Genomic DNA, 20,048 nt, shown 5'->3' with positions numbered 1-20,048 from the left:
TTGTCTGCCCCTCGCACTCTACATCGGGGCGCATGAAGCATTTGATCCCTTTCCTCAACCGTCACCCCACGGTGGCGGTCATCCGACTTCAGGGCGTGATCGGCGCGGGTGGCCGCGCGCAGCTAAATGACGAGGCGCTCGGGCCGGTGATCGAAAAGGCGTTCTCGCGGGGCAAGCCCAAGGCGGTGGCGCTGGTGATCAACTCGCCCGGCGGCTCTCCCGTGCAAAGCTCGCTGATCGCCGCGCGCATCCGCAGGCTGGCGGCGGAAAAGGAAATCCCCGTTCATGCCTTCGTCGAGGACGTGGCGGCCTCGGGTGGCTACTGGTTGGCGGTCGCGGCTGACGATATCTGGGTCGATGACAGCTCGATCCTCGGCTCCATCGGGGTGATCTCGGCGGGGTTCGGCGCGCAGGTATTTCTCTCGCGGCAGGGGATCGAACGCCGGGTCTACACCGCCGGCAAATCCAAGAGCACGCTTGACCCGTTCCTGCCCGAAAAGCCCGAGGATGTGAAACGCCTCAAGGGGCTGCTGGACCAGATTCACGAGGCCTTCATCGCGCATGTCAAAGCCCGTCGCGGTACTAAGCTGGCCGATGATCCGGACATCTTCACCGGGGAGTTCTGGCTGGGACAGCGCAGCGTCGACCTGGGCTTGGCCGATGGCGTCGGACATCTGATGCCCAAGATGAAAGAGCTTTACGGCGACAAGGTGCGCTTTGCCAAATATGGCCGCAAGCGCGGGCTGCTGTCGCGGTTCGGCGCGACGATCGCACAGGATGCGCTGTCAGCGGTCGAGGAACGGGCGAGCTATGCCCGGTTCGGTCTCTGACATGGTGGTGAAGATCGTCGTTCTCTTCCTCGTGGCCATGGGCGTGCTCGCGATGTTCGGCAAGCTGCGGTTTCCCGGACAGAAACGACTTGCGGCGGCCAAGTGCCGCAAATGCGGACGCTACCGCATCGGCAAGGGGCAATGTTCCTGCGAAAAGGGACGCAAACCATGATGCCATGGCTCATGGTGGCGCTCGGCCTCGTCATCCTGCTTCTGGCGGGGGATGCGCTGGTCAAGGGCGCGGTCAACCTCAGCCTGCGGCTGGGCATTCCGGCGCTGATCGTCAGCCTCACCGTGGTGGCCTTCGGGACCTCGGCCCCGGAACTGCTGATCTCCGTCAACGCGGTTCTGAACGACAAGGCGGGGTTGGCGCTTGGCAACGTGGTGGGCTCAAACACGGCCAATGTGCTCTTGGTGCTGGGCATTCCCGCGATCCTGTCGGTGCTGCACACAAGCGGCTGCAAATGCGGCAAGTCCTACCTGCAAATGCTCGGCGCAAGCGTGCTGTTCATCGCCCTCGCCTTTCGCGGATCGTTCGACTGGATCGCCGGGCTGATCCTGCTGGCGGCGCTCATGCTCATGCTGGGCGACGCGCTGCGTGACGCGCTCAGCCATCGGCGCGATGCAGCGATCAAGGCACTTTCGGAGGCCGATTTCATCGAGGATGTCGAAGGGGCTGACCCCGACATGCCATGGTGGCAGATCGTGACGTTTCTGCTGCTTGGCCTCGTGGGCCTGCCCCTCGGCGCGGATATCCTCGTCGACAACGCCTCCATCCTCGCGATGCGCTACGGCATCAGCGAGGCCGCGATCGGGCTCACGCTGGTGGCTCTCGGCACCTCGTTGCCGGAACTGGCCACCACCGTCATGGCGGCCCTGCGCAAGCAGGCCGACGTGGCACTTGGCAACGTGATCGGGTCGAACATGTTCAACCTGCTTGCCATTATCGGGATTACCGCGCTGATCGGCGAGGTGCCGGTCAATGCGGAATTCCTCACCTTCGACCTCTGGGTAATGCTGGCGGCGTCGCTCATTCTCATCCCGTTCGTGTTTCTCGGGCGGGATATCGGCAGGGTCTGGGGTGTCCTGTTGACCTCGGCCTATGTGGGCTATGTTGCAATCGTGTTGACATAAGCGAGGGCAGGGCATGACACGAGGGCTGGTGACCGGGGCAGGCAAGCGGCTGGGCCGCGCGATGGCGCTGGAACTGGCGCGGCAAGGGCAGGATGTGGCGATCCACTATGCCACCTCCGCACAGGCCGCCGAGGAGGTCGCCACAGAGGTGCGCGCGCTCGGGCGGCAGGCGGTGACGCTACAGGCTGATCTGCTGGACGAGGCACAGGTCACGCCGCTGATCACACGCGCCGCAGATGCGCTCGGCGGGCCGCTGACCACCCTGATCAACAACGCCTCGATCTTTGAATATGACACGATCGACAGCGCCACCCGGCAAGGCTGGGATCGGCACATGGAAAGCAACCTGCGCGCGCCCTTCGTGCTGACACAGGAATTGGCGCGACAGGTTCCCGATCCGCTCACCGATGAGAATGGCGAGCCGCGCGCGCAGGGCCTTGTCGTCAACATGATCGACCAGCGCGTGCGCAAGCTGACACCGGAATTCATGAGTTACACCATCGCCAAGATGGGCCTCTGGGCCTTTACGCAGACGGCAGCTCAGGCCCTTGCCCCCCGACTGCGGGTCAATGCCATCGGGCCGGGCCCCACCCTGCAGGGCCATCGCCAGAGCGCCGAGCATTTCGCGAACCAGCGAGACGCGACGATTCTGCAGCGCGGGGCCAACGAGACGGACATCACCGGGGCGCTCTCCTACCTGCTGCACGCGCCCGGCGTGACCGGCCAATTGATCTGCGTCGATGGCGGTCAGCACCTGGGCTGGCAGACGCCGGATGTCCTCGGAGTTGAGTAGAGAACATGACTCTCACAGAGAAGTTTTGCACCGGTCATACTGACCGTTACGTAAGCGTCACAAAAATGCTAACGTTTTCAATGGTCTGTTCAGGGCAGAGATTTTTATCGTTTTGAATCAATGGTATATTATACTGCCTATATTTTAATCATTTCAGCGAAGCTGGCTTGATTCAACGAAAATTTCCCGCTCACGAAAACTTATAGGCAGAGTTATCCACAGCAATGGTGGAAACCTTATCCCTTGCCCTCGGCCCCGGATCATTGCAGCACAACACGAGAATCATATCTGAAAGCATATGCCCGATACTGACCCGCCCTCCCCGCCTGCCACCGGCCCCGACGTGATCCGGGGCTACCTGCGCACGCTCGATGCCTCACCGGGCGTCTACCGCATGCTCGATGCGCAGGCGCGGGTGCTTTATGTCGGCAAGGCACGCAACCTGCGGGCACGGGTATCGAACTATGCGCGGTCCACCGGTCACACCGCGCGGATCGCGCGGATGATCTCGGAAACCGCCTCGATGATGTTCCTCACCACGGCAACCGAGACCGAGGCACTGCTGCTCGAACAGAACCTCATCAAACAGCTCAAGCCACGCTACAACGTGCTGCTGCGCGACGACAAGAGCTTCCCGAACATCCTTGTGACGTCGCATGACTATCCGATGATCAAGAAACATCGCGGCACCAAACGCGACAAGGGCAGCTATTACGGCCCCTTCGCCAGCGCCGGCGCGGTCAACCGCACGCTGGCACAGTTGCAGCGCGTCTTTCAGCTGCGCAACTGCAACGACACCATGTTCGAAAGCCGCACGCGCCCCTGCCTGCAATACCAGATCAAACGCTGCACCGCGCCCTGCGTTGGCAAAATCTCAAAGGCCGAGTATGCCGTTCAGGTGCGCGACGCCGAACGCTACCTTTCGGGCCGCTCCACCGAGATACAGGAAAAGCTGGCCACCGAGATGTCGCAGGCCGCCGAGGCCATGGAATACGAACGCGCCGCCGCCCTGCGCGACCGGATCAAGGCTCTGACGCAGGTGCAGACGGCGCAGGGCATCAACCCGCGCACCGTCGATGAGGCCGACGTGATCGCGCTGCACCTGGAACAGGGGCAGGCCTGCGTGCAGGTGTTCTTCATCCGCGCCGGGCAGAACTGGGGCAACCGCGATTTCTATCCCCGCGTCGGTGCGGATGTGGAGGAACCCGAAGTGCTCGAGGCCTTCATCGGTCAGTTCTACGACAGCAAGGAGCCGCCCCGCGCCCTCATCCTGTCACATGATCTGGAAAACCCCGACCTGATGAGCCAGGCCCTGACCGAGAAACTCGGCCGCAAGGTGACGCTCACCGTCCCTCTGCGCGGCGAAAAGGCCGAACTGATCGACGCCGCCTTGCGCAACGCCCGCGAAAGCCTCGCCCGCAAGATGGCCGAGAGCGCGACGCAAGGAAAGCTGCTCAAAGGCCTGGCCGAGGCATTCGACCTGCCTGCCCCCCCACAGCGGATCGAGGTCTATGACAACAGCCACATTCAGGGCACCAACGCCGTCGGCGCGATGATCGTGGCAGGCCCCGACGGGATGATGAAGAACCACTACCGCAAGTTCAACATCAAGGGCGACGGCCTGACCCCCGGCGATGATTTCGGCATGATGAAAGAGGTGCTGACCCGCCGCTTCAAACGCCTTCTGAAAGAAGACCCGGATCGCACCCAGGGTCAATGGCCGGACCTGCTGCTGATCGACGGCGGCGCGGGACAGGTGAGCGCGGTGGCAGGCATCATGCGCGAGATGGGGGTTTCGGATATCCCGATGGTCGGCGTCGCCAAGGGCGTGGACCGCGACCACGGCAAGGAGGAATTCCATCGCACCGGCAAGCGCCCGATGGCGCTGCGCCACAATGACCCGGTGCTCTATTTCGTGCAGCGCCTGCGCGACGAGGCACACCGCTTCGCCATCGGTACGCATCGCGCCAAACGCGCCAAGGCGATCTCCGCCACCCCGCTCGACGAGGTGCCCGGCGTCGGTGCCGCCCGCAAGCGCGCCCTGCTTGCGCATTTCGGATCGGCCAAGGCCGTCAGCCGCGCCAACCTCGCCGACCTGCGTGCCGTCGACGGGGTCAGCAAGGGCCTCGCCCAGAAGATCTACGATTATTTCAACGAGGGTTGAGCGCGCGGCGCCTCAGCCCTGCGGCGCGACCGGCGCGAACCGGATCAGCACCCGGCCTTCGGGCGTCGTGTCGCGGTACACCACCGTTTCGGGCAGGCGCAGCACCAGCGGGCGACGGGCCATCTCGGCCCGCCACGCTTGGCCGGTATCGAGACAGGTCGCATCCACCCCCGCGTAATCGATACGCGCCCGCGCGCGGCGCAACTCACCCAGATCATCACGCATCACGCGCCCGTCCAGCACCGCCTGCGCGCGCCGCAGGATCTCGCGCCCCAGCGCCTCGGTGCGCATGTCCTGCCCCGGCAGGTCGGACCACAGGCCACAGACATGCGCGCGCCCGTTGACCGACACCAGTTCAGCCGCCACGCGCACCCCGCCGCCCGAGGAATAGCGCCCCTCGGCCACTGTCGCGGCGGGGCTCAGATCCAGCAGACGGCTCAGACGGCGCAGGACCGGCACCACCTCCAGCCCTGCGCCCATGGCCCCCGGCCCCGTTTGACGAAAGACGATGTTGGGGGCGCTGCTGCCGCCACCGGATCGGCTGATCTGCTGTCTTGGCAGGAAGACCTCGGGCACGCGCCCCGCCCGCCACGGCAGATCGGTCAGGATGCAGCCCGCGGGCGCACCCGCGTAATCCAGCCGCGGCGCGATCCGTGGCAGCGCGCCCAGATCCTGCATCACCCGCCGTCCCTGCGCATAGACGCTGGCCAGTTGCACGATGCGCCGCGCCTCGCCCGTGGTGTGGCTCGCCTGACTCTCGCTCTCGGACCATGCACCACACAGGGCGGTGCCGCCTTTCGTGGTGCGGCGAAACTCGGTGGCGATGGTCAATCCGCCGCCAGAAGAAAACGTGCCATGGGCAAGGCTCACCCCGTCGCTCAGCCGGGTCTCAGCCTGCGCGGCCGTGGCAAGGCCGAGGGCAAGGGCAAGGATCAGGGGCAGACGCATGGCGGGACTCCGGCGTTGTTTCGCCCAGCCTAGCAAGCCGCGTGGCCCCGCACAAATCAAGACCGGCGTCAGACCGCCTGCGCCAGAAGTTGCTCCTCGACCATCCGGTCGGCGATCACGGCGGGGCTTACGCCCTCAGCCGCTGCAAGGGTCAGGATATGGGCCATGTTGGCCTGCATCGCCGACAGCCGGTCAGCCACCCAGCCCTCCCGATCCGCGATCTGCAGGATCTCGGCGGCGACATTGATGATCCCACCGCCATTGGCCACGTAATCCGGCAGATAGAGGATGCCGCGCGCCTCCAGCAATTCGGCGGCCTCGGGCGTCGCCAGCTGATTGTTCGCCGCGCCACAGATCATCGCCGCCCTGATTTCGGGAATGCTGCGCGCATTCAGCACGCCGCCAATCGCGCAGGGCGCGAAAATATCCGCCTCCGCCGCGTGAATGGCCTCGGCTGCCACCGGCTCCGCCCCGAACTCCTTGACGGTCGAGGCAACGCGCGCCGCATCCATATCCGCCACGATCAGCCGCGCCCCCGCCTCGTGCAGCATCAGACACAGGTGCCAGCCGACATGGCCCAGCCCCTGCACCGCCACCCGGCGACCGGACAGATCGGCCTTCCCCCAGACCCGCATCGCGCCCGCCTGCATCGCGCACATCACACCCCGCGCCGTCACCGGCGAGGGATCGCCGCTGGCATGCATGCCCTGATCGCGCCCGGCCACGAACCGCGTCTCGCGCGCGATCTCGGCCATGTCCTCGGGGCTCATCCCCATATCCTCGGCGGTCCAGTAGCGCCCCGCAAGGCTGTCGATGGCGCGGCCCATGGCGCGCAGCAGCGCGGGCGTCTTGTCGTGGTCCGGGTCGCCCATGATCACCGCCTTGCCACCGCCGAGGGGCAGACCGGCGGCGGCGTTCTTGTAGCTCATGCCGCGCGACAGGTTCAGTACATCCTCGATCGCCGCATCATCCCCCTCATAGACCCGCATCCGCAAGCCCCCCGCCGCCGGGCCAAGCCGCGTGGAATGCAGCGCGATATAGCCGCGCAAGCCGCTCTCGCGGTCCTCGACGCGGTACAGGTCCTCGTGTCCGGGCGATGAAAGACGTGTCAGCATGGTGGAATCCTCCTTACGATCAGGGTAAGACCACGCAGACGCGAAAAAACAGCAAACTTTTGTCACTTGGCCGTGACGATTGGGGATTATCCCCAAAAGTGAGAGGGGTTTTGGGGATTATGGACAATATCGACCGCCGCATCATCGCCGCCCTGCAACGCGACGGCCGCCAGAAACTGGCCGATCTCTCGGCCACCATCGGCCTCTCGCCCACGCCGCTTGCGCGCCGCATAACCCGGCTGGAAGGCGCAGGCGTGATCACCGGCTATGCCGCCCGCGTCGATCAGGAAAAGCTCGGCCTGCCGCTCAATGCCTTCATCTTCGTCGAGTTGGAGCATCACACCCGCGACGCCATCAAGACCTTCGAAACCCGCCTACGCCGGTTTGACGAGGTGATGGAATGCTACCTGATGACCGGCACCCGCGACGTGCTGATCCGCGTCGTGGCCGTCGATCTTGCCGGTTTCGACCGGTTCCTCGAAGACGGGCTGATGCAGACGCCCGGCATCCGCTCCATGCGCTCCAGCTTCGCATTGCGCACCATGATCCGGCGCAACGCGCTGCCCGAGGTCTGAATGGAGCAGTTCGACGTCATTGTGATCGGGGCCGGGCCCGCAGGTGGCGCAGCGGCGTTCTGGGCCGCGCGTGCGGGCCTCACCGTGGCGCTCATCGACCGCAAGTCCTTTCCGCGTGACAAGCTCTGCGGCGGTCTTGTCACCGGGCGCGCCCGGCGGCACTACGCCGAGATTTTCGGCCACGAGATGCCGTTCGAGCCCGAGGACTGCAAGACCACCGTCGATTTTCGCTATCGCGGCCAGTCGGTCGGACTGATCGAAGACGCGCCACCCCTCTGCGCCACCATGCGGTGGGACATGGATGCGATGATCTGCGGCCATGCGCTCGGCGCGGGGGCGCAGGATTTCACCGGGCAAGACATGGCGGCACTGGACCCGGACACCGCGACCCTGATGCTCAAGGACGGCCGCAGCCTGAGATATGGCGTGCTCATCGGTGCCGACGGGGTCAACAGCCAGGTGGCCAGACACCTCTTCGGCCAGAGCTTCGAGCGCGCGCGCATCGGCTTCGGGCTGGAGATCGAGGCAACCGATCCGCATCTCCACCCCGACGCCCCCATCCGCATCGACCTTGCAGCGGCACATTGGGGCTATGGCTGGACCTTTCCGAAACGCCGCTCGACCACCATCGGCGTCGGCGGCCTGCTGTCGAAGAACCCCGGGATGAAGCGCGCCATGGCAGACTATTGCGACCTGCTCGGCATCAACGCCCCCGAGGCCCGCATCAAGGGTCAGTTCCTGCCTTTCGGCGACGTTCGCAAGGTGCCGGGGCGCGGTGCCGTGCTGCTTGCGGGCGATGCCGCCGGCCTGGTCGATCCGATCACCGGCGAGGGCATCGGCCACGCGCTCCATAGCGGTCATCTGGCCGCACAGGCGGCAATCGACGCGCTCGCCGCGCACCGCCCCGACACGGCACTGCACCACTATCGGCGCGCCCTGCGCCCCTTGCACCGCAGCCTCCGGATGGCACGGCTGATCCGCCCGGTGATCTTCGCCCCCGCGCTCGAGCCGTCCTTCGCCCGCGCCTTTGCCCGCTCCACCACGCTGCGGCGGCAGTTCCTCGACCTGATGGCAGGCGATACGGACTACCACGACATCCTCTGGCAAGTGGTGCAGCGCCTGCCGCGCCTCGGCCTGATGGCGCTTCAGCGTCGCAGGATCGAGGAATAGACCAACAGCCCGTGATCGCTCAATTCCCGCTCGACCCGCGACCAGAGCGCGCCCATGCCGATCGGGTCGGTCCCGGTGGCTTGCGCGATCTCCTGCAGGCTGCGCCGCCCGTCAATTGCGGCGATCAGCCGGGCCGCCTCTTTCGGCAGGCTCAGCCGCGCGGTGACGCTGCCAAAGCTCAGCTTGGGGCTTTGCCCTTGCCCCACGGCCCGCGCCAGATCGGCCGCGCGCAGCCCCTTGAGATGCGGCACCAGCGCCCGATTGCGTCCCGTCGCCGGGCCCCGCGCCTCACTGCCGCGCACGGCATATCCCACATGCGTCTTGATCGTGCCGCCCAGCTTTTCGGCCAGCGCCATGCGCTCGACCGGGCACAAGTGGTCCGGCACATCGGTGATCCGTGCGAGATCATAAAGCGCCGGCAAGGTGAAGCCAGACAGGTGCCAGCCCGTCGCCTCCAGCATGTCGTTGAGCGTGGTCACGTCAAAGGCGCGGTCCTGTGAATGCAGCAGCAGGTCATAAAACCCCGCATCACTGTCCTTGTGATCGCCAAGATTGATATTGGCCCTGAACGGATGCCCCTCGGGCAGGCCCGCGACGATCTTGCGTGCCGCCTTCAGCCGCGCCTCGGGCGCCATCCCGTCCAAAAGCGCGCCGAACGCCTCCTGCAGCGGATAGACACCTGATCGGCCATAAGGCGCATAGACCATGAAACCCATGCCGCCACCGGGGGCCAGCGCGGCCAGAAGCGCACGAAACCCTGTCGCCGGGTCGGGCAGATGATGCAGCACACCGCAGCAGTCGATATAGTCGAACTGCCCGTGCTCTGCCGCCTCCAGCAGGCTGCCGGTGACAAAGCGGATGCCGCTCAGCCCGCGCACCCGCGCCCGCTCCTCGGCAATCGCGCGCGAGGCGGTCGAGAGATCCAGATAGGTGATCTCCGCCACCCGCCCCGCATCCTGCATTTGCTGCGCCAGTTGGATGAGCGCATCGCCGGTGCCGCCGCCCGCTACCAGAACGCGCAGCGGCTTTGACCAGTCGCGCGCACCGCCGAAGACGAAATGATCGACCTCCAGCACATGCGAGGGCGACCCGGTGATCAGGCGCGTCTTTTCCTCCGCCGGGTCGCGCGCCGGATAGGGATAGGCCTCGTATTGCGCCCTGACCTCGCTCACCGCCCCACCCCCTGTTTCTTCTTGGAAAAAATACTCAAATCCGACGTCCGACTCAGTCGAAAAGCTTGCGCAGCTTGCGCTCGGCCTTGTCCTTGAGCTTGTCCTTGACCGCATCCTCGACGCTCTGGCCCTCCTGCGGCGTCACGTCGAGCCGCTTTTGCACCTCGCGTTCCAGACGCTCCTCGGCCTTCTGCTCAAGTTCCTCACGCTCCGCCTTGAGGTTGAGGTCAAGCGCCTTCTCCAGATCGGGCTTGATCCGAGGGCTGGCCCAGGGGCCCTCGATCCGCACCGGAATGGCAAGGCCACGCGAATTGTCCCCCTCCAGCAGCACCGGCGTGAAAAGATAGTCGATGTCGCGCGCACCCAGACCCACACGGCCCGTCCCTTCGGCCCGCGCCAGCGGCAGCTTCATCGCCAAATCGCGGTTGTAGAGATTACCCTTGTCCATGGTGAAACTGGCGCTCAACGTGTCGAAAACCGTGGTCCCCCCCGACAGGTCGCCCGCGCGCATCAGCCGGTCCAGATCAATCCCCGAGATCACCCCGCGCCCGGTGCGCAACGCGCCCTTGCCCGAGAGCGAATTCATGATCGCATGAACCGACTGGCCGACACCCAGAAACTCCACCTCACCGCTCGCCGAGGCCGAAAACCGGGTGATGTCCATCGCGTCGGCAAGGAACCGTTCGAGGTTGATGCCTTCCGCGTTCATGGTGCCGCCCACCGACAGGCCCGAGCGGTTGTTGGCGACGAACTCGCCGGTGATCAGCCCGTCATAGCCGCTCAATTCGCGCAAGGAAAAGACCGCACGCGACCGGTCCAGCGTCATCAGCGTGCGGGTGGTGCCCAGCTTCAGATCACCCAGGTCGACGCTGTCGGCGACCAGCGCCACCTCGCCATTGGCAAGCGCCAGACCGCTCGCATCAATCGGCGCGCGCGACCAGCCGGTGTCACCGCCCGCGCCCGCCTCATTGCTGTCCGCCCCGGCCAGCTTCGACAGATCAAGCGCGCCCGCATTGAGCTGCGCATTGATGCGCGGCACCTCTCCCGCAAGCTCGATATCCGCCGCCCCCGACAGCGCATTACCCCCCAGATCGAGCGTCATGTCGCGCAAGGAAAGCCGCATTTCTTGCGTCAGCGTCACATCCGCCCCGCCCCTGACCCCTGCACCAAAGCCCTGCGGCAGGTCCACCGCGCCGAGATCCAGCGCCGCGACAAAGGCACGCGTGTCCGGCATGTCGATGTCGAACCGCCCCTGCACCTGCGGCTGCAACCCCGCGCGCCCGTCAAAACCGATGCTCCCGCCCGGCCCCTCGATATTGGCCACCACATCCGTGACCGCCCCGTCGATGAACGCGCCCACCTGTTCCAGATGGCCCGATACCGTCACCGGATCGCCCGCCTGCCGCAGAACCACGTCAAATGTCGCCCGGCCATCGTAATCGGGCCAGCGCAGGTCGAAATCCATGTCGCGGATCGCCTGTGTTTCGCCAGTGCCGTGATCGGTATAGGTCAGATAGGCGCCCTTGATCAGCGCCCGGTCCAGCGTCAGCGACAACCGGTTCGCGGTGGCAGGTGTGCCGCCCTCGGACTGGCCAGAGGGGGCCACGCCCTCGACCCCCAACTCCCAGTTCACCCGGCCGCCCGCGGCCCGCTCCAGCCGGATCTGCGGCCCCACCGCCTCCAGCCCGGTGATCCGGATATCGCCCCCGAAAAGCGCCGCAGGCTCCACCCCGATCTTGAGACTGTCGGCGGTGAACATCGGCCCGGCCTCGGACCACTCAGCATTGGCGACCTCGACCGCCCCGGTCGCAACCCCCAGAACGGGGTAAAAGCTGATCCGCGTATCCCCCGACATGGTGACCTGACGGCCCGTCGCCTTGGTGATCTGCTCGGCGGCGATCTTGGCGATCCGGTCGCCCGGCAGGAAAAACAGCGCGCCCAGTACGATCGCCACCATCACGACCACCAGCCCGATCAGCCGAAACACCCACCGCATGGCACAATCCCCTCTTGCAACGCTCCGCACAACTCTAGGCGTGCAGCACAGGCCGGGGCAACCGCTTTTGCCCCTTCCCGCGGGACCGGGCAGAGGCTATATCGCGGCCATGTCACAGAACCCGCCCAGCCTCCGCCCCGACCTCGCCCCGCGCGCCCGCCTGACCGAGACACCCCGCAGCGGCCAGCCGACCATCGGCATGGTCTCCTTGGGCTGTCCCAAGGCGCTGGTGGACAGCGAACGCATCCTGACGCGGCTGCGCGCCGAGGGCTATGGCATCTCGCCCGACTATACCGGCGCGGATGCGGTGATCGTGAACACCTGCGGCTTTCTCGACAGCGCCAAGGCCGAAAGCCTGGAGGCCATCGGCGAGGCATTGGCCGAAAATGGCCGGGTCATCGTCACGGGCTGTCTGGGGGCCGAGCCCGATTACATCACCGGGGTGCATCCCCGCGTCCTCGCCGTCACCGGGCCGCATCAATACGAACAGGTGCTCGATGCCGTGCATGCCGCCGTGCCGCCCTCGCCCGACCCGTTCATCGACCTGCTGCCCGCCTCGGGCGTAAGCCTGACGCCACGCCATTACAGCTATCTCAAGATTTCCGAGGGCTGCAATCACAAGTGCAAGTTCTGCATCATCCCCGACATGCGCGGCCGTCTCGCCAGCCGCCCCGCCCACGCGGTGATCCGCGAGGCTGAAAAGCTGGTCGAAAATGGCGTGCGCGAACTCTTGGTGATCTCTCAGGACACCTCCGCCTACGGTGTCGATATCAAGCACGCCGAGACGAACGGCCACCGCGCCCATATCACCGATCTGGCGCGCGATCTGGGGGCGCTCGGCGCATGGGTGCGGCTGCATTACGTCTACCCTTACCCGCATGTGCGCGATCTCATCCCGCTGATGGCGGAAGGGCTCGTGCTGCCCTATCTCGACATTCCGTTCCAGCACGCCCATCCCGACACGCTCAAACGCATGGCCCGCCCCGCCGCCGCCGCGCGCACCCTTGACGAGATCGCCGCATGGCGGCGCGACTGCCCCGATATCGCCTTGCGCTCCACCTTCATCGTCGGCTATCCCGGCGAGACCGAGGCCGAATTCCAGACGCTTCTCGACTGGCTCGACGAGGCGCAACTCGACCGGGTCGGCTGCTTCCAATACGAGAACGTTGCAGGCGCCCGCTCCAACGCTCTGCCGGATCACGTCGCCCAAGAGGTCAAACAGGACCGCTGGGACCGGTTCATGGCCAAGGCGCAGGCGATCTCCGAGGCGAAACTCGCCGCGAAGGTCGGCCAGCATCTCGACGTCATCATCGACGATATCGACGAGGACGGCATCGCCACCTGCCGCACCAAGGCCGACGCCCCCGAGATCGACGGGAATTTGTTTATCGACGAGGGCACAGCCCCCCTCTCGGTCGGCGACATCGTCACGGTCGAGGTGGACGAGGCCGGGGAATATGACCTGTGGGGGCGCATCCCCCGTCATCCTAGGGCTTGACCCGAGGATCTCCGGTCAATCTCGCCCTCCGCCCCCCGCCTTCGCGGGGTTGACTGTAAAAACTCAGAGCGACCGCATCCAGAACTGCAAATCGTGGTCGGTCTCATCCTCGCGGTCGACATCCTTCCAGCGGAACTGCGCCACGGCCCCCTCCACAGGCGCATAGCCACGCTTGCGCCAGAACGCATCGAGCGTGCGGTGCCCCTCGGGGCGCAGAGGGTGGTCCGCCGGGCGCAGCACCCCGCAAAAGGCACAATGCGTCCGGCCCAGCGCCCGCGCATGCGCCTCGCGCGCGTCGAAAAACCGATGCCCGATGCCCCGCCCGCGATATTCGGGCAAGAGCACGCTCTCGGCACAATAGAAGATCTGCTCAAGCGCCAGCCCCGTGCCCGCAAACGCCGCGCCGAAATCATCGGCGTGATCCTCCATCGGGGTGCCGGTCGCAGCCCCGATCAGGCGGTCACCGTCATAGGCCCCGACAAGGATCGCATCATCGCTGTCGCGGTAGACCTGAAGATAGCGTTCCTCATAGGCCAGATCGCCGTCATAGAGATAGGGAAAGGCGCGGAACACCTCGATCCGCAGCCGCGCCACATCGGGCAACGCGGTGGATAGCGCATCGCCGGTCAGCCGCTCCACCGCGATCATGCCGAAACCTGACGCGTCCAGTCGGCAAGGTTGTAATAGGTCACGACGCGGGTGATCAGCCCGTTTTCCAGCGAAAAGAACGAGCCCGCAGGCAGGCGGTAGGTCTGCCCATTGGCCTGCGGAAGCCCCTCGTCGGCTTCCAGATAGGTGCCGTTCACGATATATTCGGCCGCCGCCCGGCTGCCGCCCTCGGCGTCGAAGATCACCATATCGGTCAACTCCTCGCGGTAGCAGCGGCTCATATGATCGCAAAAGGCGCGAAAGGCATCCTTGCCGACCCGCACCTGCCCTTCGTTGACGAAATGCCGGATATCATCCCTCATGCAGGCCAGCATCGCGGGCGTATCGCCATGGTTGAAGGCGTTGAAATAGGCGCGCACGGTCTCGTTCATGTGTCCTCCCGGGGTGGGCCCCATCTGTCCTGCAAATGGCCGATGATCTGATCACGGGTCTTGCGATAGGCAACCAACCGCGCGCCGCGCTCCTGCGCAAGCCCGGTCGGGTCCATGATTGGCCAATAAACGACATCGAGGTGAAAATAGCGAGTAAGGTCGAGCGCCCGGCGCTGGCTTGCCGGGCTGAGCGCGACGATCAGGTCAAACGACGACAGATCGTCGCCCCATTGCTCCATCTCGTCGAAACTGCGCGTGCGGTGGCGTTCCAGTTCGACCCCAATCTCGCGGCAGACGGCAATGGAAAAGCCGTCGATCTCCATGTCGCTCTTGACGCCCGCGGATTGCACATAGGTGCCCGCGCCGTAGAATTTCTTCATGATGCCTTCCGCCATCGGCGAGCGCACCGCGTTGTGATCGCAGCAAAAGAGCACCGATTGCGGCAGCGCCTCGGGCATGGATCAGCCCCCGAAATGCAGCACGCAGATCAGCGTGAAGAGCCGCCGCGCAGTGTCGTTGTCGATCTCCGCCTTGCCCTCCAGCCGTTCGGACAGCACACGCGCGCCCTCGTTGTGGATGCCGCGCCGGGCCATGTCGATGGTCTCGATCTGGCTCGGCGGCATATTCTTGACCGCGTCGAAATAGCTCTCGCAGATCGCCCAGTAATCCTTGACCACCTGCCGGAACGGGCTGAGCGACAGGTGGAATTCCGTCGCCGGATCGCCGGCTTCGGTTCGGATATCGAACACCAGCCGCTTTTCGCGGATCGACAGGCCGACGCGATAGGGGCCATCGGGCGCCACGCGATCGTCGCGCGCGGGCAGGGCAAAGCTGTTCTCCTCGATGAGATCATACATCGCCACCTTGCGCTCCTGCTCGATCTCGGGCGTGGGGGGCGGCAGGTTGGCGTCATCCAACTCGATATGGCAAATCCGGCTCATGGCAATCACTCGTGCAGCTTTATCCGCCTCGTGCCTAGCGCAGGCGGCGCGCTTGGGCAATCGCCAGCGTGCTGCACGGGCGACGCGACGCGCCCCCCGTGCCCGATGCGCCACGCCGGAATGGCTCAGGCGGCGATGAAGTCCGAGCGCCGCGACACGCCGGGCGTGCGGGCCTTGCCGACGGCGACCGCGTTCATCTTGACGGTTGGGATTGGCCTTGAGTTACCGTTGGCGTCAACGAGATGAGCCGCGCGGTGCCCGACCGCCGGGTGGGCGCAGCAACCTTGATGGAGTGCACTTTATGCCCGCCAAGCACTCCCGCGTTATCAATGGCTTGAAACGTTCAAAAGCGCCCGCCCGAGGGGGCGGTCGGGCGCTGCGCGGCGGTGCCTGCGGCACCTTGATTCCGCGCATTGGGGCTGCACCTGAAGGTCCGCTCACAACCACTATTGGCAAATGTTCACGCAGACGACACTCACGCCCCCGGTGCCGCACAACAGCACGGGCGAACGCCCGAAACCCCACTCGAAACATCCGCGCACCAACCGTTCAGACAGGGCGTGGCCGCGCCCGGATCGCAGCCTTCAGGTTGCCTTCGACAAGCGGCGGCCCGCTCAGGATCAGGAAATTGCCACGATTCACGTCACCAGACGCATAATATTGCCTTGTTCCAATGGCATATTGTCGTCAGATCGGCAATAATGACGCGATGAGGCTAAGCCGACCTTAAGAGTATCCCGTTAAAGCGGGAGAGCAGTAGTATCGGGGCCAACGGATGCTCGAATTCGAGAATGTCAGCAAGTCCTTCTGGACGGGCACACAGCGCAAGGTCATCCTTGACCGTGTGTCCTTTCGGGTGGATTTGGGCCGCAGCCTCGGCATCCTCGCCCCCAACGGCACCGGCAAGACCACCTTGATCAACATGATCGCCGGGCTCGAGAAACCCGACGAAGGGGTGATTCGGCGGGACTGTCGGATCTCGTTTCCACTGGGCTTCATGGGCGGGGTGATCAGCCGCCTCTCGGCGCATGAGAATGCCCGCTACATCGCGCGGCTCTACGGGCTCGATCCCGATTACATCGAATCCTACTGCCGCTGGCTCTGCGGGCTGGGCGAATATTTCGATCAACCCATCGGCACCTATTCCTCGGGCATGCGCGCGCGGTTCAGCTTTGCGCTGATGCTGGCGCTCGATTTCGACATGTATCTCATCGACGAGGGCATGCCCGGCTCCACCGATGTGGAATTCAATCGCAAGGCGGGCGACATCCTGCGCGAACGCCTGCGCACCACCACCATCGTAATCGTGTCGCACGATCCCAAAGTGCTGGAGAAATTCGCCACCTCGGCGGCCGTCCTGATGGGCGGGAAACTCTACATGTTCGACACCTTGGAAGAGGCAAGAGAGCTTTATGACTACGAAACCCAAGGTTAGAAAATTCCGCATCCGGCGCAGCACGCCCAGCGTCTCCGCCATGGCGGAGACGGGAAATGCCGCGCGCGCCTATGACGACGCGCCGCCGCCTGAGACCGCACAGGACGAGGCACAGGCACAGACCGGCGAACTCGCCTCGGCCCGCGAAACCGACACCGCCCAGGGCATCGACGAGATCCGCCGCGAGGGTCTGACCGGGCGGCAACTGCGCATGGCGCGGCGCATGGCCCAGAAACACGGGCTGGCCCCGACCTCCGATTTCGACGCCGTGCGCCTGTTGCGGGCACGCGGCATCGACCCGTTCCAGCGCGCCAATATCCTCGAACTGGTCGCGAACAAGGGCACCGGCACCGCCCAGACCGCGGACGCAACCGATGACGCCAAGGCCGAAACGCGGGTGCAATTGCCGCAAACCGTGCCAGCGGGGCGTCACCCCAACCTGCCCGCAACGGACATCAGCCCCGCCGACCGCCGCGCACGGGAAATCCAGGAAATCCAGCGTGATATCGGGCGGCGGCGGCGGCGCAAGCTGGCCCTGCTGTTCTCGCGGCTGATGGCCTTTGTCATCCTGCCAACGGTGATCGTGGGCTATTACTACATCGCCGTCGCCACGCCGATGTATGCCACCAAATCCGCCTTCCTGATCCTCTCGGCGGATAGTGGCGGCGGCGGGCGCGGCGGGCTTGGCGGCTTGCTTCCCAGCCAGTTCGCCACCGGACAGGATGCCATCGCCACGCAGGAATATCTCGAATCAAAGGATGCGATGCTGCGCCTCGACGCCGATGTCGGCTTTCGCGCGCATTTCAGCCAGCCCCATATCGACCCCTTGCAACGGCTCGACCCGGATGCCTCGAACGAAGAGGCCTACAGCCTCTACCGCAAATACGTGAAGCTTGGCTACGACCCGACCGAGGGGGTGATCCGGATGGAGGTCTCGACCGCCGATCCCGCGGCAAGCGCCGAGTTCTCGGAGCACCTCATCGCCTATGCCGAAGAACGGGTCGATGAACTCAGTCAGGAAAAACGGCAGGACGCGGTCAAGACCGCCATCGAAAGCCTGGACCAGGCCAAGGCAGAGCGGCGGACGGCGCAGGAACAACTCGTATCGCTGCAAGAAGGCAGCATCCTCGATCCCGAGGGCGAGATCGCGGGCATCCGCAGCCTCGTCAACACCGTCGAATTGCAGCTTCAGGAAAAAGAGCTCGATCTCAGCATTCAGTTGAACAACGCCCGCCCCAACAGCGCCCGGGTCGCGGCCCTTCGCAGCGAAATCGACGTACTCCGCGCCGAACTGAACCGGCAAAAGGGGCGCCTGACCGAGGCCACGGAAGGCGAAACTTCGCTCGCCTCCAAGACCGCCGCGATCCAGATGGCGCAGGCCGATCTCGCGACCGCCGACATGGTTCTGCAATCCGCCCTCGAAACCAAGCGCCAATCCGAGGTCGAGGCCAACAAGCAGGTCCGCTATCTCACCGTCAGCGTGCGCCCCCTGCCCTCGCAGGACTCCTCCTATCCGCGCGTGTTCGAGAACACGGTCCTGGCCTTCCTGATCTTCTCGGGCATCTACCTGATGATCTCGCTCACCGCCTCGATCCTGCGCGAACAGGTCTCATCGTAACCGGCCGCCACGCGGGTGCTTTACCCCCGCGTGGCTTTTTGCCACAACGCGCGCAGCGACCGGACACCCCTTGATAAAGAGCCATTCCATGACCAGCCCCTTGCCGACCGTCACCCCCAACACCTGGGAATTCCTCCGCGACGCGATGATCGTGCCGACGGGCTTTCGCGAATATGACGCGCGCTGGAAATATCCCGATCAGATCAACCTGCCCGGCATCACCGCGCTCGGTCTTGGCCTCGGCACGCAGATCCGCGCACGCGGGATCGCACCGGTGATCGCGGTCGGAAACGATTACCGCGACTATTCGCTCAGCATCAAGAATGCGCTCATCCTCGGGCTGATGCAGGCCGGGATCACGGTCAAGGATATCGGGCCCTGCCTCTCGCCAATGGCCTATTTCGCGCAGTTTCACCTCGACGTGCCCGCCGTCGCCATGGTCACCGCCTCGCACAATCCGAATGGCTGGACCGGGGTCAAGATGGGGTTCGAACGCCCCCTGACGCATGGCCCCGACGAGATGGCCGAACTGAAGGGGATCGTGCTCGAAGGGCGCGGTCAGCCGCATCCCGGCGGCAGCTATGAATTCGTGCCCGGCGTGCGCGAGGCCTATCTCGACGACCTCGCCGGTGACTTCAAGATGACCCGCAAGCTGCGCGTCGTCTGCGCCACCGGCAACGGCACCGCCTCGGCCTTTGCGCCCGAATTGTTCGAGCGCATCGGGGTCGAGGTGATCCCCTCGCATAACACGCTCGACTACACCTTTCCGCATTACAACCCGAACCCCGAAGCCATGGAAATGCTGCACGACATGGCCGACACGGTGCGCGCCACCGGGGCCGATTTCGCGCTCGGCTTCGACGGCGACGGCGACCGCTGCGGCGTGGTCGATGACGAGGGCGAAGAGATTTTCGCCGACAAGGTCGGCGTCATCATGGCGCGGGACCTGTCGAAGATTTACCCCAACTCCACCTTCGTGGCGGATGTGAAATCCACCGGGCTCTTTGCCTCCGATCCCGAGTTGATCAGAAACGGCGTGACGGCGGATTACTGGAAGACCGGGCACAGCCACATGAAGCGCCGGGTCAAGGAACTGGGCGCGCTCGCCGGGTTCGAGAAATCCGGGCACTACTTCCTCGCCGAACCGGTGGGGCGCGGCTACGATTGCGGCATGCGCGTCGCCGTGGAAATCTGCAAGCTGATGGACCGCAATCCCGATATGTCCATGTCGGACCTGCGGCGCGCCCTGCCGATGACCTACGCCACCCCCACCATGTCGCCCTATTGCGCCGACACCGAGAAATACGCTGTGCTGGAGCGCATCGTCGCGCGACTGGTCGCCAAGCACGAGGCGGGCGACACACTTGCGGGCCGCCCCATCAAGGAGGTGGTGACGGTGAACGGCGCGCGCGTCATTCTCGACAATGGCTCATGGGGGCTGGTGCGCGCCTCGTCGAACACACCCAACCTCGTGGTGGTCTGCGAAAGCAGCGACAGCGAGGCCGAGATGCGCGCCATCTTCGCCGATATCAACGCGGTGATCCGCACCGAACCCGAGGTGGGCGACTACGATCAGACGATCTGACGCGCGGTTTCCGGCACGGGGCGATCCGGCCTGG

The 20,048-nt window shown here is 65.1% G+C and carries 19 protein-coding genes; 11 read left to right on the top strand and 8 right to left on the bottom strand.

Annotated features, from left to right (window positions below):
- Positions 1–32: 32 nt before the first annotated feature.
- From PVU19_RS02415 to uvrC, 5 genes are all read left to right on the top strand, one after another.
- Positions 33–830: a S49 family peptidase gene (locus PVU19_RS02415; RefSeq protein WP_050663394.1), complete on the top strand. Its 798-nt coding sequence runs from the start codon at positions 33–35 to the stop codon at positions 828–830.
- Positions 811–1,002 (top strand): hypothetical protein, encoded by a 192-nt coding sequence (locus PVU19_RS02410; protein WP_050663395.1) that lies wholly within the window; start codon positions 811–813, stop codon positions 1,000–1,002. The genes PVU19_RS02415 and PVU19_RS02410 overlap by 20 nt, the downstream gene beginning before the upstream one ends.
- Positions 999–1,964 (top strand): calcium/sodium antiporter, encoded by a 966-nt coding sequence (locus tag PVU19_RS02405; protein ID WP_050663396.1) that lies wholly within the window; start codon positions 999–1,001, stop codon positions 1,962–1,964. Before PVU19_RS02410 ends, PVU19_RS02405 begins: the two co-directional genes overlap by 4 nt.
- Positions 1,965–1,977: 13 nt before the next feature.
- A complete protein-coding gene (locus tag PVU19_RS02400; RefSeq protein WP_050663397.1) occupies positions 1,978–2,757 on the top strand; it encodes an SDR family oxidoreductase in 780 nt (259 codons plus the stop codon).
- Between the two features lie 298 nt (positions 2,758–3,055).
- Positions 3,056–4,921: an excinuclease ABC subunit UvrC gene (uvrC, locus tag PVU19_RS02395; RefSeq protein ID WP_050663398.1), complete on the top strand. Its 1,866-nt coding sequence runs from the start codon at positions 3,056–3,058 to the stop codon at positions 4,919–4,921.
- A 12-nt stretch (positions 4,922–4,933) separates the two neighbouring features.
- Here the strand turns inward: uvrC and PVU19_RS02390 are convergent, their stop codons facing one another.
- Together PVU19_RS02390 and PVU19_RS02385 are read right to left on the bottom strand one after the other, a co-directional pair.
- Positions 4,934–5,869, bottom strand: a complete 936-nt coding sequence (locus tag PVU19_RS02390) for a hypothetical protein (RefSeq protein WP_050663399.1) — start codon at positions 5,867–5,869, stop codon at positions 4,934–4,936.
- 68 nt (positions 5,870–5,937) lie between these two features.
- Positions 5,938–6,984: a Glu/Leu/Phe/Val family dehydrogenase gene (locus PVU19_RS02385; protein ID WP_050663400.1), complete on the bottom strand. Its 1,047-nt coding sequence runs from the start codon at positions 6,982–6,984 to the stop codon at positions 5,938–5,940.
- A 119-nt stretch (positions 6,985–7,103) separates the two neighbouring features.
- On the opposite strand from PVU19_RS02385, the gene PVU19_RS02380 reads away from it, so the two are divergent.
- Positions 7,104–7,559, top strand: a complete 456-nt coding sequence (locus PVU19_RS02380; protein ID WP_050663401.1) for an Lrp/AsnC family transcriptional regulator — start codon at positions 7,104–7,106, stop codon at positions 7,557–7,559.
- A complete protein-coding gene (locus PVU19_RS02375) occupies positions 7,560–8,729 on the top strand; it encodes a geranylgeranyl reductase family protein (RefSeq protein ID WP_050663402.1) in 1,170 nt (389 codons plus the stop codon).
- Here the strand turns inward: PVU19_RS02375 and PVU19_RS02370 are convergent.
- Both PVU19_RS02370 and PVU19_RS02365 read right to left on the bottom strand, forming a co-directional pair.
- Positions 8,705–9,901, bottom strand: coding sequence for a class I SAM-dependent methyltransferase (locus PVU19_RS02370; RefSeq protein WP_050663403.1), 1,197 nt, complete (start codon positions 9,899–9,901; stop codon positions 8,705–8,707). The genes PVU19_RS02375 and PVU19_RS02370 overlap by 25 nt on opposite strands.
- A 52-nt stretch (positions 9,902–9,953) precedes the next feature.
- Positions 9,954–11,897, bottom strand: coding sequence for an AsmA family protein (locus tag PVU19_RS02365; RefSeq protein WP_050663404.1), 1,944 nt, complete (start codon positions 11,895–11,897; stop codon positions 9,954–9,956).
- 109 nt (positions 11,898–12,006) lie between these two features.
- On the opposite strand from PVU19_RS02365, the gene rimO reads away from it, so the two are divergent.
- Positions 12,007–13,395 carry a 30S ribosomal protein S12 methylthiotransferase RimO gene (gene rimO / locus PVU19_RS02360; RefSeq protein WP_050663405.1) on the top strand — a complete coding sequence of 463 codons (1,389 nt, stop codon included), beginning with the start codon at positions 12,007–12,009 and terminating at the stop codon, positions 13,393–13,395.
- 63 nt (positions 13,396–13,458) lie between these two features.
- Here the strand turns inward: rimO and PVU19_RS02355 are convergent, their stop codons facing one another.
- Genes PVU19_RS02355 through PVU19_RS02340 form a run of 4 tightly spaced genes read right to left on the bottom strand, consistent with a single transcriptional unit; the run spans position 13,459 to position 15,376 of the window.
- Positions 13,459–14,043: a GNAT family N-acetyltransferase gene (locus PVU19_RS02355; protein ID WP_050663406.1), complete on the bottom strand. Its 585-nt coding sequence runs from the start codon at positions 14,041–14,043 to the stop codon at positions 13,459–13,461.
- Positions 14,040–14,435, bottom strand: coding sequence for a ketosteroid isomerase-related protein (locus PVU19_RS02350; protein WP_050663407.1), 396 nt, complete (start codon positions 14,433–14,435; stop codon positions 14,040–14,042). The genes PVU19_RS02355 and PVU19_RS02350 overlap by 4 nt, the downstream gene beginning before the upstream one ends.
- Positions 14,432–14,893, bottom strand: coding sequence for an arsenate-mycothiol transferase ArsC (locus tag PVU19_RS02345; protein ID WP_050663408.1), 462 nt, complete (start codon positions 14,891–14,893; stop codon positions 14,432–14,434). Before PVU19_RS02345 ends, PVU19_RS02350 begins: the two co-directional genes overlap by 4 nt.
- Before the next feature lie 3 nt (positions 14,894–14,896).
- On the bottom strand, positions 14,897–15,376 hold the full coding sequence (locus PVU19_RS02340; protein WP_050663409.1) for a UPF0262 family protein: 480 nt from the start codon (positions 15,374–15,376) through the stop codon (positions 14,897–14,899).
- Between the two features lie 775 nt (positions 15,377–16,151).
- Here PVU19_RS02340 and PVU19_RS02335 point away from each other — a divergent pair.
- The 3 genes from PVU19_RS02335 to PVU19_RS02325 all read left to right on the top strand — a co-directional run bounded on the left by PVU19_RS02335 (position 16,152) and on the right by PVU19_RS02325 (position 20,014).
- Complete coding sequence (locus tag PVU19_RS02335; RefSeq protein WP_050663410.1) at positions 16,152–16,811, top strand: ABC transporter ATP-binding protein; 660 nt, start codon at positions 16,152–16,154, stop codon at positions 16,809–16,811.
- Positions 16,789–18,429: a KpsE/RkpR family capsule polysaccharide export protein gene (locus tag PVU19_RS02330; protein WP_050663411.1), complete on the top strand. Its 1,641-nt coding sequence runs from the start codon at positions 16,789–16,791 to the stop codon at positions 18,427–18,429. Before PVU19_RS02335 ends, PVU19_RS02330 begins: the two co-directional genes overlap by 23 nt.
- 88 nt (positions 18,430–18,517) lie before the next feature.
- Complete coding sequence (locus PVU19_RS02325; protein ID WP_050663412.1) at positions 18,518–20,014, top strand: phosphomannomutase/phosphoglucomutase; 1,497 nt, start codon at positions 18,518–18,520, stop codon at positions 20,012–20,014.
- Positions 20,015–20,048: the final 34 nt, after the last annotated feature.

Source organism: Roseovarius tolerans (assembly GCF_028885395.1).
GTDB lineage: Bacteria > Pseudomonadota > Alphaproteobacteria > Rhodobacterales > Rhodobacteraceae > Roseovarius > Roseovarius tolerans.
This window is presented reverse-complemented; position numbering and strand designations above follow the sequence as displayed.